This is a genomic window from Carboxydothermus hydrogenoformans Z-2901 (assembly GCF_000012865.1).
Lineage (GTDB): Bacteria > Bacillota > Z-2901 > Carboxydothermales > Carboxydothermaceae > Carboxydothermus > Carboxydothermus hydrogenoformans.
The window spans coordinates 2,319,547-2,334,054 of record NC_007503.1; the positions used below are offsets into that span (position 1 = coordinate 2,319,547).

The window sequence follows — 14,508 nt, forward strand, 5'->3', positions numbered from 1 at the left end:
CTCAATGCTGGGGGGATTTTTCTTTTAAAACACAATTTTAAATTTCTGAAAAAACCAGTCGTCAGCGTATTTTCTGGCTTTAAATAGTTCCTGCCTTCTTGTCCAGGGATAGGAAAATATTACTTCCCCGAGAGCTTCGGGAAAATCCGACCAGCGGCTATAAAGCTTTAAAATTTTTTTCACCCGTTCTTCGCTTAGATGGTTCAGGGCTAAAATAAAAAGATTTTTTAAAGCAGCTTTTCTGCTGGTAGGGTAAGGTTGACGCTCACGAAATAAATGATAAACAACAACCTCAGGCACTACCAAGAGGCGGTACCCCATAAGCCAGAGTCGCAGGGACAGCTCGGCATCTTCCCATCCCCACCTCTCCATCAATCCTTCAAAACCCCCGACCTCAAAAAACACCTTGCTTTTTATCACCATAAGTCCCCCGGGTACTACAGGAATTTCAGCAACTTTCCCGGGATTGGCAAGCCAGGTCAGGCGAAACTCCGGCGAAATAGTCTGCCCGTAACCAATTCGCTCGGGCTCGGCCAGGGAAGCAATCGCCGGGCATATACCTCCGACATCTTTTTCCGCCAAAAATGCTTCTAAATGGTCCAGCCAGAAAGTTTGATAGCTCATATGCGCATCGGAAAAGACTAAGTATTTGCCCGAAGCATATTTAGCCCCCAAGTTTTTGGCCCGGGCAAGACCAATACCTTCGGTTTTTATTAGTTTTATCTGGTTATATCTTGAATCTTTTTCAAGAAAAGCGGTGGAGTGATCGGTTGAACCATCATCTACTACAATTATTTCAAAGGGTTTTCCCACCCGGTTATGGGTTAAAGAAAAAATTGTATTCTTAAGATTTATACCTTCATTTTTCGAGGTTATTATGATCGAAAACATAAAAATACCCCCTTTTTTTAATTTATGAATCTTTGGGGGTAAAAGAACCTCCTAAATTTTAAAAATCAATCCCAAATCTTTTAAAATACCAGTCATCGTCCTTAACTCTTACTTTTAAATAATGTTCCCGTTGCTGCCAGAGCTTTTGCTCGGATGCTAAATCTTCGATTATTTTTGCTCCAAAGGGGAAACGGCTAACTTTGTTCAGTACCTTTACAATTCTTTGGGGTTTAAAATGCAAACAAGCAAGTCGTCCTAAATTAAACAAGACGTTTTCATTATAACCTTTATAAATTTGCCCGCTTCTGAATAAATGAAAAACTTTTGTCCTGGGGGTAACCAGTAAATTAAACCCCATAAGCCAGGCCCGCAGCGAAAATTCACAATCATCGTACCCCCAGATTTTTAAACCTTCATCATATCCTCCAAGAGCAATAAAATCATTTTTTTTAATTAACATAAATCCCCCCGGTAATACTGGAACATCTTCTACCGAGTTTGTCGTATAACTTCGCCAGCAGGGTAAAAGTTCGTTATTAAAGGTAAGCCCCATCCCAACCCGTTGGGGTTCTAATAAGGAAACTACTAAAGGGGATAAAATAGTTTTTTCTTGAAGGTCTTCCAGCATCTTTTCCAACCAGAAATCTTCAACCAAAATATGAGCATCGGAAAAAATTAGAACCTCTCCTCTTGCCTTGTTTGCCCCTGCATTTTTGGCCCTGGTTACACCCGAACGCGGTAATTTTATTAAGTCAATATTTTTGAAGTTTCCGGAGTTTAAAAAAACTGTACTCTGGTCTGTAGAACCATCATCGATAACTATAATTTCAAAAGGTATACCGGTCTTTGCCGCAAGAAAACTTTCAACAGTTTTTCGTAACCATTGCCCTTCATTATAGGAAATAATAATAATTGAGGTCAGCACCAATAGTTAGCCCTCCCATCACTCTTTTAAAGTTATCCCCAGTTTTTTTAAAAGCATTTTAACCTCCAAACTTTTGGGACCATTAATGGTTATTTCATTTCCATACTTTTTCATAAAATTTAAAAATTCATGCCAGAGCTTATGCTCCTCCATGGTTAAAATCGAAAGTGAACCATCGTTAAAACCCAAAACTTTACCTTCTGCCAATCCTCTTTCGTAACCAGCTTCAAAACCTTCGGCAAAACCTTCGGTATACCCGAGTTTTTTCCCTTCAAAAAATCCTTTTTCAAATTTATCGCTATTCATGTAAATTTACCTCCTAAATCATCGGAAAACCAAGCCTTAATTTTCCGCGAGTATCTACTCCACCAATGCCTTTGGCACCGGTAATAGTATTTGTAACTACCTCTCTTACGGTTAAAGGATCATAAATTGATGAATAAGCTATTTTTTCCGCAACAAAAACCGGATCATAAGCGTGAATTAAAACTCTTTCCGGGGAACTTGCAAAATTTGCACCTGCTTCTAAGAGGGCTTCAAAATACGATTGACAGGCACCGGCAAAAATAACAAGGTTATCTTTATCTCGATCTATTTTTTGTCTTAAAATTTTAACTGCTTCAATAAAGTAACGAGAATTCCGATAACTATTTAAATCATGGAAGTCGGCCTTATTTTTTACAAGGGCATCGTGACCGGTTAAAACTATAATGTCCGGTAAATGTTTGAAATAAAGTTCTTCAACAAGACGGGGCTGGTCTTTTTCCGCCACTACATAACCATACGCCGGGATATTTAATTCTTTATAAGTGTTTAAGCACATTTCCAGATATTCCGGGTCACCATCTAAATGGAGGACAGCTCCTGGCCTTTTAAAGTACTGTTCGCCCTGGTTTCCCCGCATGTAATATCTAAGATTTCTTTCTTTATGAATGCATTCTTTTTTTTCGCGCACCAGCGCTACAACCCGATTAAGATATCTTTGATAATCGGCGGTGTTAATTTTCACTAAATCAGATAAAGGAGCATCCGCCCATAAACGGACATCTATTCCTTTTAAATGGGCTATATCTACGTTATGTTTTTTATAAATCTCTATTACACGAAAGTAAACATCCATTCCATAAGACTTCCTTGCAACTATATCGCCTACTGAAATCATTAATTTAACCTCCTTTACTCTTTTTTATTAAAATATTCAATCTTAAAAATATTGGTGAAATTAATTACCCTTACACTTTTTTATGAGTTAATTAAAAAGAAATTTTAAAAACTTCGTCCTTGAAAATAAATCTTAAACTTAGAACCTCGATAAGCCACCCGGGCATATCGGGTAATCACGTTGGGAATTAAGATTAATATTTGCCCTGGTAATACCAGTTTTACTTCGCTATCCCTTACCCAGGAAATACCATCAGCGCCAACTTCCAAAACAACCTCTCCGGGAGTGTTTCCGATATTTTCAATGATAAAGCTATAATTTAAAGTTAAAACATCTATTGCAGGAAGAAAATTCCAATTTATTCCGGACTCAACAATAAATTTTTGGTCGATTTTATTATTTAAATTTTGAAAATAGTGTATCGTAAGCTTTGGCCAGTAATCGGAATAGCCTTCCTCCCGGCTTTTAAATCCAATTAAATTATTCTGGACCTCATTGGCCATCCGTAAAAGCACTCCAAAATTGGCACTATCCCCAATTAACCAATTTCTAACCAGGTTTGTAATGTTAAAATCGATAAAGGTGTTCACTTCGCCGGTAATAATAGCCTCGCCTTCCTCAGGTAGAGCAACGAAAGGTTGGTTGTACCAGTTAAGAAATTTTTCATCCCAGGAAGAAATCACCCGAAAGAGTTTTAAAGATTTGCTATTTACAGGAGACGAATTAAAAAAAAGATATAAAGACAAAGTTGCCGACCTGATATCATAACCTTCAAGACCGGTCAGGTCAAAGAGAATATATGAACGGTAGACTTTATTATAAGCCTTTCCCACAAGTAGCTCTTTTTGCCAAAAGGTAGAACCGTATAAATAAGGATAAACTACGTACGTATCACTTCCCGGTGGTTTTATAGTTTTGATCATTTTTCATTCCCCCTCTACTTTAATTTATTCAAATCGCCTTTTATTGGTTTAGTAACCAACCGTTGTTTTTTTTCATAAGATAAATCAGAATCCCCGGAATCTTAGTAAAAGGAGGTCTTTTTACATGCCCAACTTTAAAATTCTGCAGGATCAACCGGAAAAGCTAAAAAACCAGGCTTACGGCTTTGACGGTACCACCGTGCGGCCCCTTAAAACTGATAATACGGGACGGCCGGATATCAGACCAATAACCAATTCCACCGATAGTATCTTGGTTTACGGCAACGATGGTACCGCCAACCAGGTCTTAAAAACCAATAGTTCCGGTCACGTAGCCGTGTACACCGACGGTGCCACCGCTTTAAACATTACCGCGACTGACCTTGATATCAGAAATCTTTCCAACATCCAAGACAACATCCTTATTTACGGTTACGACGGCACCCAGAATCGGGCCATTAAAACCGATGTTAACGGAAACCTTTTGTCCGCTACGATCCGCTCTTTTACCGAGTACAGCGAAACCGCAACCACCACCGATACCTACACCGGCTCCACCGCCCAGGACGTATCAACCATGGCCACCTACACCATGTTTGTGAAAAATACCGGCGCCACCAATTCCGCTACCGTAAAGCTCCAGATTAGCCCCAACAACACCGACTGGTTAGACGACTCGGCTGAAGTAACCCTTACTCCTGGAAGTAGCACCGCTTTGTCCGCTTCTACTTTTCTTAGATACATCCGTGTTGCATATAAGTCCACCCTTCTCGGTCAATCCACCGATTTGAGCATCATCTTTCAGGGCCAATCCTAAAAAAAGCCCTCTTGCAAACGCTGCAAGAGGGCTTTTTTACGAAAGTAACTTATTATTTTGTATACTTATCCGCCACTGACGTTGCTCCATACGCTTCGGGCTTTATTTTCGGAGTAAAGCCGGAACCCAAGACCATCCCCACTACCTCTTTAATAAGCTCCCGGGTTTCGCCACTATTTCCCACATCGATATGGATTTCCACGGGCAGCTCCGCCCGGCCGTGTTCGGAAAAGTAATGGGCCACCTGACTTCCCACTTCCAGGCTTAAGGCCGTTTCAAAAAAAATTTTCTGCCTGAGGCTTACCACATGCCGCTCGCTTTTTTTCTTGTAGTAGTAGCGAGCCCCTTTACCGATCCGGTGAACGACAATGGCCGTTACAAACACCGTTTCGTTGTTTTTTGCCTGGGAATCGGAGCCAATGATTATTTTATACGATGAAGTAGGAAGGCCGGCAATATATTCTTCAATATCTTCCATCACCCGGGAAAAACTCATAATTCCTTTAGTCGGGCTTATAAAATAATCTTCTTTTTTTCGCGCCATGTATATCCCTTCTTAATTGTGGTCGGTGGTAGGTGGTAGGTCGTAAGTAAAGAGAAAATGCTTTTTACTGCTCATTTAACACTGACAAGTGAACACTGCTTTTATAGTGTCGACAGGAGTCGACCCTACTACAATGGTCGTCGGTGGTATGTGGTCGGTATAAATAATTTTTTCCTACCACCTACCACTTACCACCTACCACCTCTTGGCTTAGACGATAGAAACTTTCAGGGGGTATTTGTTCAGCCCGTAAGTCGGGTTTAATCCCTACTTTTAAAAGTACTTCTTCCACATAATTCCGCTTTAAATTTAAAGCCCCGGATAAAGATTTGGCAATGGTTTTCCGCCGGGTAGCAAACGCCGCTCGCACTATCTGGAAAAATTTTAGCCGTTCTTCGGAGGTAAGAGAATTTTCTTTTAAAGTAAATCTTACCACCGCCGACTCCACTTCCGGCGGAGGGAAAAAGACCGTCCGCGGTACTTTTAATACGATTCTCGGCTCCGAAAAGTACTGGCAGGCTACCGATAAACTTCCGTAGATTTTACTCCCCGGTTTTGCCGTTATCCTTTCCGCAACTTCCTTTTGCATCATTAAGGTCATGGAACTTACCTTGTAGCCTTCCTCAAACACCTTAAAAATTAAGGGACTGGTAGCGTAATAAGGTAAATTGGCCACAATTAAGTAAGGTTTCCCCTCAAAGCCAAATTCACCGCCGGTTTGTTCCGCCATCACCCGGTCAAAATTAATCTCCCGGGCATCGGCATTTACCACCACTACATTCCCCAGGTCTCCGGTAGTTTCCGCCAGTACCGGCAGAAGCTTTTTGTCTATTTCAATCGCCACTACGTACTTAGCTGCTTGGGCTAACAGCCGCGTGAGCACCCCGGCACCGGGACCGATTTCCAATACCGCATCGTCTTTAGTAATTTCTGCTTTCTCCACTATTTTAGCTAAAATCCCAAAATCCGTCAAAAAATGCTGTCCTAACCCGTGGGACAGGGTAAGGTTATGTCTTGCTAAAATTTCTTTTAAAGTAGTTGGCGACCAGAGATTCATGGCATACTCCTTTATACGTTTTTAATTTCCAATCTCTAATTTCCAACTTCAAACCTCTAAAATGGGCTATGATAATATATTATAAACAAAAAAAGGCAGTTTCCTGCCTTTATTCTAACACATATACGCGGGTATACCTTCGACCCCAGCTAATCGCTTCTCCGTAAGTATCAAAGAAGAGGTCAATCCTTGCTCCGCGAATAGCACTACCGGTATCCAAAGCAGTACCGTAACCGTAACCATCGATATAAAGCCTGGTCCCGTAGGGTATAACGTCCGGGTCTACCGCCACCACTCCCCGGTGGGGATAAACACCGGTAGCAGTCCGGTAACCGGTATGGGTATAAGCAGTGGCCACTACATCAATTACCCGGGAAAATCTTATAATCCTTCCGCCCCGGGAAACGGTATTTTTGGTTCCAACCAATATTACTTCATCCACCGGCTTTTTTACCACTTCCTGCTTAATAACTTCTCTTTTCACTACTTTACCATCATAGTAAGTAATTTTATAGTAGGTGCGGGCAAGACCCGTCTTCCCTTTGGTTAAAACTTTTGTCCGGCCTTTAAAAAGACTGTTTGAAGGCCTTTTAATTGTCCGGTAGGCAAGAACTACCTCCTCTGTTTTTTCTTCCACCTTAACCCGAATTATTTTTACTTCGGTATTTAACCCAACTAATTCCGCAGGAGAAGGCTCCACGATGTCCTGAGGATTTACGGTAATTCCGGCTTCTTTAATGGCATCGGCAATGGTTTTGGCAACCGTCAAGATTTCAATTTCCCGGCCATCTACTTTTATTTTTACCGGCTTCGCCCGGTTAATAACAATCTTTGTTCCTTCTTTTAACTTTGCGGTTAAGGGCATATTAATGGTATCCTTCAGCCCTAAGGTCCGCTTGGTTTCGGTTAAAAGTTCCTCTACAGTTGCTGCCTTTGTTTTTAAAACCACCGTTTTTCCGTCATCAACAATGGTAACTTCCTTAACAAGATAAAAATAATAACTAACACTTAAAGCCAAGATTAAAATTAGCCCCAACGCCAACCACAGAACTCCGGTTTTTTTGCGGTACCGGGGTAAAGCTAGGGCTTTAACATCGGGTATATACCAATCTTTCATCGATTCACCACCTTATGTTAGAAGAGGTTGGAAATTTAGCACCACTTTTAAATTATTCTTCTAACTGCCAATTAATTCCTGCTTTTGCAGGCAAAAAACCTTACTACATTATATGCCATTCTTTTCGGTTTTACAACCAACTATCTACTCCCGTACAGGAAAGTATAAAGAAGTATTACAATGTTAAAAAGAGTTTCTTCAGGATTTTTAAAAATACAATTTACATAGACGCCATTTTTCTCCAAAAACGCCGAAAAAAAATACTAAACCCCTAAACCGCCAACAGGGGTTTAGGGGTTAGTTTTAAAACTCTATTCCTTTTTGGGCAGGAATACCTTTTTGGTAGGGGTGTTTCACTTCCCGAATTTCCGATACTAAATCGGCAGCTTCAATTATCCGCTCCGAAGCATTCCTTCCCGTCAAAACAAGGTGCAGTTTTTCCGGTTTAATTTTTATTAAATCCAATACCTGTTCTTCATCTACAAGGCCGTAGCCAACGGAGTAAATAATTTCATCAAGGATAATCATATCCCAGTTTCCCGATAGAATCTCTTTTTTTGCTTCCTCCAAAGCTTCCTGGGCAGCTCTACGATGCTCGTCAAATTTTTCTTCGGATAAAAAGCCTTCGCCCATCTGGCGCATCACAAAGCGTTCCCCTAAAGCTTCGGCAGCTTTTAATTCTCCGTATTTCCAGCCACCTTTAATAAACTGTAAAACTAAAATCCGCATTCCCTGACCCCAGGCCCTTAGAGCCATCCCTAAAGCCGAGGTAGTCTTCCCCTTACCGTTTCCGGTAAAGACCAGAACAAGCCCCTTTTCCTTCCCCATGTACCATCCATCCCCCCCCAATTAGAAGTTAGAAGTCAGAAGTTGGAAGTTAGAATAAAAACATTATAAATTAAATAACTTTGTAGTGTTTTCGGTTAAAGCCTGGAAGGCTTCTTCTTTGGCTATGCCTTTAATCCGGGCAATTTCTTCGGCCACCAATGTTACCAGCCCCGGCTCGTTTCTCCTTCCCCGAAAGGGTTCCGGAGTAAGGTAAGGGCAATCGGTTTCCACCAGTAGATACTCTAAAGGTACTTTTTTAGCCACTTCTTTACCTTTGACGTTGTTTTTAAAGGTAAGCGGCCCCGCTAAGGAAATGTAAAAGTTAAGCTCTTTAATATACCTTAAAGCAAGCTCTGCCGAACCGGAAAAGCAATGTATCACCCCCGGAAGCCCAAGAGCGTGTTCCTTTAAGGTATCAAACACCTCCTGGTGGGCATCCCGGTCGTGAATTATTACTGGCTTTCCTTTTTCCCGGGCAAGTTTTAGCTGGCGGATAAAAGCTTCCCGCTGGACCTCGCGGGGAGATAAGTCCCGGTAAAAGTCAAGGCCTATTTCCCCTAAAGCCACTACCCGGGGGTGGTCTAAAAGCTGTTCTAAACGGCTAAAAACCTGATCATTTAGGGCTTTAGCATCATGGGGATGAATTCCAACGGCAGCATAAATTTCCGGATATTTTTCCGAAAGCCTAACCGCTTCTTCCGAAGTAGGAAGATCATAGCCTACGGTAATAATTTTTTCCACCCCGTTTTGCCGGGCACGCTTTATAACCTCTTCCACATCGTCTTTAAATTTCTGGTCGTTTAAGTGAGCATGGCTGTCAATGAGCATAAGCCTTCCTTCTCCTGTTTTTAATTTATTTTACCTTGCTCCCCGGGGGGATTTGGTCATCAACAAATAGTACCTGGAGATTGCCATTACCGGATGCTGCCAAAACCATCCCCTGGGATTCAATACCCCGAAGCTTTGCCGGTTTTAGGTTGGCAACAATCACCAACTGTTTGCCAATCAGCGCTTCCGGTTCATAATACTGGGCAATCCCTGCCACAATCGTTCTCTCTTCGTCTCCGAGAGTAACTTTAAGCTTTAAAAGCTTATCGGTCTTGGGTACCCGTTCGGCCTCAAGAACCCTGGCTACCCTTAAATCAATTTGGGAAAATTCGTCTATGGTAATGAGAGATTTTTCTTCCCCTTGTTCGGTCACGGTCTTTTCCTCCTTTTTGTCGGTAGCAGCCGTTCCTGCATTAATTGTGGTCAGTGGTTGGTCGTCGGTAGTCTTTAATAAAATTTCAGGATCGAGGCGGGGGAATAAAGGTTCGCCTTTTTTGATTTTTACTCCTGCCGGAAGTCGTCCCCAGTTGGAAAGCGACTCCCAGGTAAAGAGGGATTCGTCGTTAACTCCAAGCTGGGCGGAAACTTTAGCAGGGAAGTTGGGCATTACCGGTTTTAAAAGAACGGTAATAAACCGGTAACCTTCCAACACTACGTAAAGAACCGTTTTAAGCCGCTCAATTTTGCCTTCTTTGTTTAAACTCCAGGGGGCTACTTCGTCAATATACTTATTAAGCCGGGTTACCAGTCGCCAGATATTAGCAAGAGCTCCGGCAAGGTCAAATTTATCCATTAATTTTTCAGTTTCCGCCGGTAAAGCTAAAGCCAGTTCTATTACTTCCCGATCAATTTCCTCATATTCAGAAGGAAGGGGTATCTCTCCTCCAAGGAACTTTTCTAACATGGACAGCGTACGATTTAAAAGATTACCCAGGTCATTGGCCAAATCAACATTTATCCGGTTGATTAACGCTTCTTCGGAATACACCGCATCAAGCCCCAGAGGCATTTCCCGCACTAAAAAGTAACGGACCGCATCCACTCCGTATTTTTCAACTAATTTTACCGGGTCAACTACATTACCCTTGGATTTAGACATCTTGCCCCCTTCCAGAACAAACCAGCCGTGCCCTACTACTTTTTTGGGAAGCTCAATCCCTAAAGCAAGAAGAATTATTGGCCAAATAACGGTGTGGAAACGCACGATGTCTTTCCCAACTAAATGAACGTCCGCCGGCCAGTATTTTTGGAAAAGATGGTCATCATCGGTGCCGTAACCTAAAGCAGAAATGTAGTTGGTAAGGGCATCCACCCAAACATATACCACATGCTTTTTATCAAACGGCACAGGTATTCCCCAGTTAAAAGTGGTCCGGGAGACGCATAAGTCTTCTAACCCCTGCTTTATAAAATTTATCATTTCGTTACGCCGGGACTCGGGAACTATAAACTCCGGATTTTCTTCAATGTGCTTTAAAAGCCGGTCGGCATACTTGGACATCTTAAAAAAGTAGCTTTCTTCCCGGGTCCACTCTACCGGGCGCCCGCAGTCCGGACACTTGCCGTCAATCAGTTTGCCCTCGGTCCAAAAAGCTTCGCAGGGCGTGCAGTACCATCCTTCATAGGCCGACTTATAGATATCTCCCTGGTCGTAAAGCTTTTGAAAAATCGCCTGTACCACTTTTTTGTGCCGCTCTTCGGTGGTACGGATAAAGTCGTCATAGCTTATATCTAAAAGCTTCCATAAATGTTTAAAACTATCGACGATGGGGTCAACGTATTCTTTGGGAGAAAGTCCCTGGCTTTTAGCTTTTCTTTCAATTTTCTGGCCGTGTTCGTCGGATCCGGTTAAGAACCAGACATCATAACCGGTCATCCGTTTAAAGCGAGCCATCGTATCCGCTGCCACGGTAGTATACGCATGGCCGATATGTAAATTATCGCTGGGATAATAAATCGGTGTGGTTATATAAAAGCTTTTGCCCATTTAAAACACGCCTCCTGCCTTACCGGTACTTTTTGGTGATATCGTACCAAACTTAAAATTAACCGTCAACTGCTAAGAATTTTTTAAAAAAAATTGGACAAACCTTATTGACTATTAGAGTTAACTTTGGTAATATTTAGTTGAAAAAATTTTGTCGAAAATTGCAATAATAAAGGAGGAGAATTCATAATGAAATCTACCGGAATAGTCAGAAAAGTAGACGAGCTGGGCCGGGTAGTAATCCCCATTGAGCTGAGAAGAACTTTGGGCATCGAAGAAAAGGATGCTCTGGAAATTTACGTAGACAACGAAAAAATTATTCTCAAAAAGTATGAACCGGCTTGCATTTTCTGCGGTAACGCTGCAAACGTCCATCACTACAAAGGAAAGCTCATTTGCACCGATTGTTTAAAGGCTTTATCCGAAGAAGCAAAAGCTATTTAAAAAGCGGAAGTTAACGCTTCCGCTTTTACTTTTTCTTTCTGGTACCAGTTTAAAAACTTAGAAAAAATCTCTTTTTCCTCCTGACCGTAAACTTTTAGAAAAGCTTTTGCTTCCCCGCTTCGTTTTGTCTCCTCAAGAAAACGTAGTAGACCTTCCCGGCCTTTTTTTGCTTCCAAAAACTTAACAAAATAATAACTCTGGCGATAAGCTGCATACTGGTTCTCTTCACTATCAAGATTTTTTTCCAGTTCCTTAATACTATAAAAGACTTCCTCCTCATTCCCCCAAAATGCCGGTGCTTCACCAAAGGCTACTTCCGCCCACTGGGCAACTCCCTCGTGTAAATAGCGTGAAAGTTTGCCCCCGGTTTTAATGTCGATTAAAAGGTGGGATATCTCATGGGCTAAAGCCTGGCTTTCCCAATCGTTTGCAAGATAAATAACCCCTTCCCAATAGTACCCCTGGGAGGGCAGGGCAAACAAGCCATAAGAATTAAGATTAGAAGTTAATACAATTACCGCCCGGTTTTTAGCTTGATAGGAAAAATATTTTTTCTCTTTAGAAAAAAGGTTATTTACTCTGGGTAAAAAACCCCGGGGAAGAGGGTTTTTACTTAGTACCGTTACCTCTCTGTAGTTATAAACTTTATACCCGAGTAACTTAAAGCTAAAAACTGTAAAGCTCTGTTTTAACGAATGTTTTGTTGCAAAAGGCATCTGGCTTAAAAAGAGTAACACAAGTAACAATAACCCAATTATTCTTTTTCGGTCAAAAAATAAAGCCCGCATGGGGATCTCCTCCTCTATGGGGCCTTTTTACCTGATTATAAAATATTTTAAATTTTAATTATAGTTTAAAGTTCTGGTAATTTATTTTTTGTTAAGATTTTTTTCAAACTCTTCTATGATTTTTTTCGCATTTTGAGCATCTGCGGAAGTAGGATCCGATAACGCTATAGCCTTTTCCAGTTCAGCAATTCCCTCTTTGTATTTTTGTTTACCGTAACCCAGGAAAATACCATAATTAAAATGAGCTTTAACGTGATTTGGGTCAATTTTTAAGGCATCTTCCACCTGTTTTATCGCATCATCCACCTGGCCCAGGTAAAAAAGCGCAATAGCCCGGTCCACCATTACCGGAACGTTCGTGCTATTGAGCTCTAAAATTTTCCCAAAATAATACGCAGCTTTTAAGTAACCTTCGGGAGTACTTTTATCAAAGAGGGTGACGGCCAGTTGATACATTTTATTAACATCAGTAGGGTTTGCCAGGACTTCCGCCTCTAAAGCAATCGCCGGGTCTATTACCTGGTTATTTTGGTTTTGATTAATATTTGAGCTATTACCAATAGTCCAGGCAACGGAAGAGGCTATCAGACCCAAACCAAGAACCACCGCAACGGTCCATAAAATTATTTTTTGCTGCCGCTTTTTAGCTCTTAATTGCAAAATACTCATATTATCTCCCCTTGCTTTGGCTTTTTACTTATATAATTCTTTTTTCTTTTCGTTAATCCTGCAAGAAAAGTTAAAATCTTAACAAAGATATAAATTAAGCCGGCAGGAGCCGGCCATAATTGTGGTCAGTGGTTAGTGGTAAGTCGTCGGTAATTAAGAAATAAAAAACTATAACAGCCGGCTATTGCCGGCCCATCGTTCTTAAGGTAAATATTTTAACGGATTTACTGGATTACCATTTATTAGTATTTCAAAATGCAGGTGAGAACCAGTAGAACGGCCGGTGCTACCAATTAACCCAATTATGTCTCCCGCTTCTACTCTTTGGCCTTCGCGAACCAAAATTTTCGATAGGTGGCCGTACTTGGTTTTGTAAGGCCCGGCATGGTCCAAGACAATAAGCTTACCATAACCATCTTCCCAGCCGGCAAAAGTTACAACACCATCCCGCGCAGCCCTTACCGGATCCCCGGTAGAGCCATCAATATCAACGCCTTCATGTATCCTACCCCAGCGCTCGCCAAAGGGGGAGTTAATTCCCCCCCGGGCAGGCCAGATAAATCTATCCCCTTCATCCCGGGAAGCTATTAACCGCAATTTACGGGAAGCTTTTTTGGGGTTTTGAACATCGGCTTTGGATTTTCGAACGGAAGTCTTGGTTTTCAAGGTATTTTCTTTAGCTTTAGTTACCAAAGTAAGCTTTGGGTCTATACTGGCCAACAACGCAGTGGAAAAACTATTTACTTTGGCTATCTCTCTATTTTCTTCAAAACTTTGTCCCAGGATAAATAAGCTAATTGTTATGATAAGTGCTGGCAAAAGTAAGCCTTTTCTTAAAAACTTCATTTATAACCTCCACTTGCCAAGAATCTTTTAATATTTTACCAAAAATTTTCGACTATGTCCAAGCAAAAAATGTAAAAGGCAGGGAAAACCCTGCCCTAAACACTTGATAAAACAAATTGTTTATGAAGAGCGGTATAAATTGCTACTACCTCCAGCGGTTGAAAATCTTTCAAACAACTTACGGTTTTTGGAAGTTCGATCACCACAAAGCCTTTTAATAAAGTGACTGGCGGAAGAGTTTTTCCAGCAAGGAGATTATTTACAATATCGCTACAATCGATTTCCAGTGCAGCGTTGGGAAGTAATGTTTCTGTTATTTTATCCCCAATTATTGGATAATTGTGTGCTCCTTCCGGTAGTGCGATTACCGCCTTTTTAGTAAAGGTTAGTGGGTGATCGGTTAGGTTTATTACATTGATCGCCGTGGCATAATTTGCAGGCTTTAAAGGTGGCTCTTCACCCGGTGGCAATGTTGCCTCTGGAGGTTCTGAAGGGTTTGGAATAAAGCCGCAAATAAATTTTACCGGGTAAACCAAAATTCTCCGGCCACCTAATAGCTGTTCTCGGGGCTTAATATATTCCACGTCCAGGGAAAGTCCTGCACCAACTGAAATTGGGAGAGGATTTGTAATAACCAACTTTACTACCTCCTTTTTAAGAGAATTTAGTCTCACCTACTATT

Annotated in this window: 17 protein-coding genes; 2 read left to right on the forward strand and 15 right to left on the reverse strand. The window is 41.4% G+C overall.

The window, feature by feature from the left end; translation table 11 throughout:
* Positions 1-24 precede the first annotated feature (24 nt).
* The 5 genes from CHY_RS12070 to CHY_RS12090 all read right to left on the reverse strand — a co-directional run bounded on the left by CHY_RS12070 (position 25) and on the right by CHY_RS12090 (position 3,901).
* The gene (locus tag CHY_RS12070) at positions 25-891 is read right to left on the reverse strand and encodes a glycosyltransferase family 2 protein (protein WP_011345474.1); all 867 of its coding nucleotides are present in this window, start codon (positions 889-891) and stop codon (positions 25-27) included.
* Positions 892-949: 58 nt separating this feature from the next.
* Positions 950-1,816 (reverse strand): glycosyltransferase family 2 protein, encoded by an 867-nt coding sequence (locus CHY_RS12075; RefSeq protein WP_011345475.1) that lies wholly within the window; start codon positions 1,814-1,816, stop codon positions 950-952.
* An 18-nt stretch (positions 1,817-1,834) separates the two neighbouring features.
* The gene (locus CHY_RS12080) at positions 1,835-2,122 is read right to left on the reverse strand and encodes a hypothetical protein (RefSeq protein ID WP_011345476.1); all 288 of its coding nucleotides are present in this window, start codon (positions 2,120-2,122) and stop codon (positions 1,835-1,837) included.
* A gap of 13 nt (positions 2,123-2,135) precedes the next feature.
* The gene (yabG, locus tag CHY_RS12085) at positions 2,136-2,978 is read right to left on the reverse strand and encodes a sporulation peptidase YabG (protein WP_011345477.1); all 843 of its coding nucleotides are present in this window, start codon (positions 2,976-2,978) and stop codon (positions 2,136-2,138) included.
* Positions 2,979-3,082: 104 nt separating this feature from the next.
* Positions 3,083-3,901, reverse strand: a complete 819-nt coding sequence (locus tag CHY_RS12090) for a DNRLRE domain-containing protein (protein ID WP_011345478.1) — start codon at positions 3,899-3,901, stop codon at positions 3,083-3,085.
* 124 nt (positions 3,902-4,025) lie between these two features.
* On the opposite strand from CHY_RS12090, the gene CHY_RS12095 reads away from it, so the two are divergent.
* Complete coding sequence (locus tag CHY_RS12095; protein ID WP_011345479.1) at positions 4,026-4,718, forward strand: DUF6385 domain-containing protein; 693 nt, start codon at positions 4,026-4,028, stop codon at positions 4,716-4,718.
* Positions 4,719-4,770: 52 nt separating this feature from the next.
* Here the strand turns inward: CHY_RS12095 and CHY_RS12100 are convergent, their stop codons facing one another.
* From CHY_RS12100 to metG, 6 genes are all read right to left on the reverse strand, one after another.
* On the reverse strand, positions 4,771-5,262 hold the full coding sequence (locus CHY_RS12100) for a ribonuclease H-like YkuK family protein (RefSeq protein ID WP_011345481.1): 492 nt from the start codon (positions 5,260-5,262) through the stop codon (positions 4,771-4,773).
* A 181-nt stretch (positions 5,263-5,443) separates the two neighbouring features.
* Positions 5,444-6,319, reverse strand: coding sequence for a 16S rRNA (adenine(1518)-N(6)/adenine(1519)-N(6))-dimethyltransferase RsmA (gene rsmA, locus CHY_RS12105; RefSeq protein ID WP_011345482.1), 876 nt, complete (start codon positions 6,317-6,319; stop codon positions 5,444-5,446).
* Between the two features lie 109 nt (positions 6,320-6,428).
* Positions 6,429-7,436 (reverse strand): 3D domain-containing protein, encoded by a 1,008-nt coding sequence (locus CHY_RS12110; RefSeq protein WP_011345483.1) that lies wholly within the window; start codon positions 7,434-7,436, stop codon positions 6,429-6,431.
* 303 nt (positions 7,437-7,739) lie between these two features.
* Positions 7,740-8,264, reverse strand: a complete 525-nt coding sequence (cobO, locus tag CHY_RS12115; protein ID WP_011345485.1) for a cob(I)yrinic acid a,c-diamide adenosyltransferase — start codon at positions 8,262-8,264, stop codon at positions 7,740-7,742.
* A gap of 63 nt (positions 8,265-8,327) precedes the next feature.
* A complete protein-coding gene (locus tag CHY_RS12120; protein WP_011345486.1) occupies positions 8,328-9,092 on the reverse strand; it encodes a TatD family hydrolase in 765 nt (254 codons plus the stop codon).
* A gap of 25 nt (positions 9,093-9,117) precedes the next feature.
* Positions 9,118-11,079 carry a methionine--tRNA ligase gene (gene metG, locus CHY_RS12125; protein WP_011345487.1) on the reverse strand — a complete coding sequence of 654 codons (1,962 nt, stop codon included), beginning with the start codon at positions 11,077-11,079 and terminating at the stop codon, positions 9,118-9,120.
* Between the two features lie 189 nt (positions 11,080-11,268).
* Between metG and CHY_RS12130 the strand changes: the two genes are divergently transcribed.
* A complete protein-coding gene (locus CHY_RS12130; RefSeq protein ID WP_011345488.1) occupies positions 11,269-11,523 on the forward strand; it encodes an AbrB/MazE/SpoVT family DNA-binding domain-containing protein in 255 nt (84 codons plus the stop codon).
* Here the strand turns inward: CHY_RS12130 and CHY_RS12135 are convergent.
* The 4 genes from CHY_RS12135 to CHY_RS12150 all read right to left on the reverse strand — a co-directional run bounded on the left by CHY_RS12135 (position 11,520) and on the right by CHY_RS12150 (position 14,362).
* Positions 11,520-12,311: a peptidase MA family metallohydrolase gene (locus CHY_RS12135; protein WP_011345489.1), complete on the reverse strand. Its 792-nt coding sequence runs from the start codon at positions 12,309-12,311 to the stop codon at positions 11,520-11,522. The two genes, CHY_RS12130 and CHY_RS12135, sit on opposite strands and share 4 nt — an antisense overlap.
* An 81-nt stretch (positions 12,312-12,392) precedes the next feature.
* Entirely contained in the window at positions 12,393-12,980 is a 588-nt protein-coding gene (locus tag CHY_RS12915) for a tetratricopeptide repeat protein (protein WP_011345490.1), read from the reverse strand.
* A gap of 201 nt (positions 12,981-13,181) precedes the next feature.
* Positions 13,182-13,826: a M23 family metallopeptidase gene (locus CHY_RS12920; protein WP_011345491.1), complete on the reverse strand. Its 645-nt coding sequence runs from the start codon at positions 13,824-13,826 to the stop codon at positions 13,182-13,184.
* 95 nt (positions 13,827-13,921) lie between these two features.
* The gene (locus CHY_RS12150; protein WP_162485104.1) at positions 13,922-14,362 is read right to left on the reverse strand and encodes a hypothetical protein; all 441 of its coding nucleotides are present in this window, start codon (positions 14,360-14,362) and stop codon (positions 13,922-13,924) included.
* Positions 14,363-14,508 lie beyond the last annotated feature (146 nt).

Bases quoted from the DNA above. Each gene is read 5' to 3' on its own strand.
- cobO (WP_011345485.1), bottom strand. From the start codon at position 8,264: ATGGGGAAGGAAAAGGGGCTTGTTCTGGTCTTTACCGGAAACGGTAAG.
- CHY_RS12110 (WP_011345483.1), bottom strand. From the start codon at position 7,436: ATGAAAGATTGGTATATACCCGATGTTAAAGCCCTAGCTTTACCCCGG.
- yabG (WP_011345477.1), bottom strand. From the start codon at position 2,978: ATGATTTCAGTAGGCGATATAGTTGCAAGGAAGTCTTATGGAATGGAT.
- CHY_RS12915 (WP_011345490.1), bottom strand. From the start codon at position 12,980: ATGAGTATTTTGCAATTAAGAGCTAAAAAGCGGCAGCAAAAAATAATT.
- CHY_RS12135 (WP_011345489.1), bottom strand. From the start codon at position 12,311: ATGCGGGCTTTATTTTTTGACCGAAAAAGAATAATTGGGTTATTGTTA.
- CHY_RS12120 (WP_011345486.1), bottom strand. From the start codon at position 9,092: ATGCTCATTGACAGCCATGCTCACTTAAACGACCAGAAATTTAAAGAC.
- CHY_RS12100 (WP_011345481.1), bottom strand. From the start codon at position 5,262: ATGGCGCGAAAAAAAGAAGATTATTTTATAAGCCCGACTAAAGGAATT.
- rsmA (WP_011345482.1), bottom strand. From the start codon at position 6,319: ATGAATCTCTGGTCGCCAACTACTTTAAAAGAAATTTTAGCAAGACAT.
- CHY_RS12070 (WP_011345474.1), bottom strand. From the start codon at position 891: ATGTTTTCGATCATAATAACCTCGAAAAATGAAGGTATAAATCTTAAG.
- CHY_RS12130 (WP_011345488.1), top strand. From the start codon at position 11,269: ATGAAATCTACCGGAATAGTCAGAAAAGTAGACGAGCTGGGCCGGGTA.
- CHY_RS12920 (WP_011345491.1), bottom strand. From the start codon at position 13,826: ATGAAGTTTTTAAGAAAAGGCTTACTTTTGCCAGCACTTATCATAACA.
- CHY_RS12095 (WP_011345479.1), top strand. From the start codon at position 4,026: ATGCCCAACTTTAAAATTCTGCAGGATCAACCGGAAAAGCTAAAAAAC.
- metG (WP_011345487.1), bottom strand. From the start codon at position 11,079: ATGGGCAAAAGCTTTTATATAACCACACCGATTTATTATCCCAGCGAT.
- CHY_RS12080 (WP_011345476.1), bottom strand. From the start codon at position 2,122: ATGAATAGCGATAAATTTGAAAAAGGATTTTTTGAAGGGAAAAAACTC.
- CHY_RS12090 (WP_011345478.1), bottom strand. From the start codon at position 3,901: ATGATCAAAACTATAAAACCACCGGGAAGTGATACGTACGTAGTTTAT.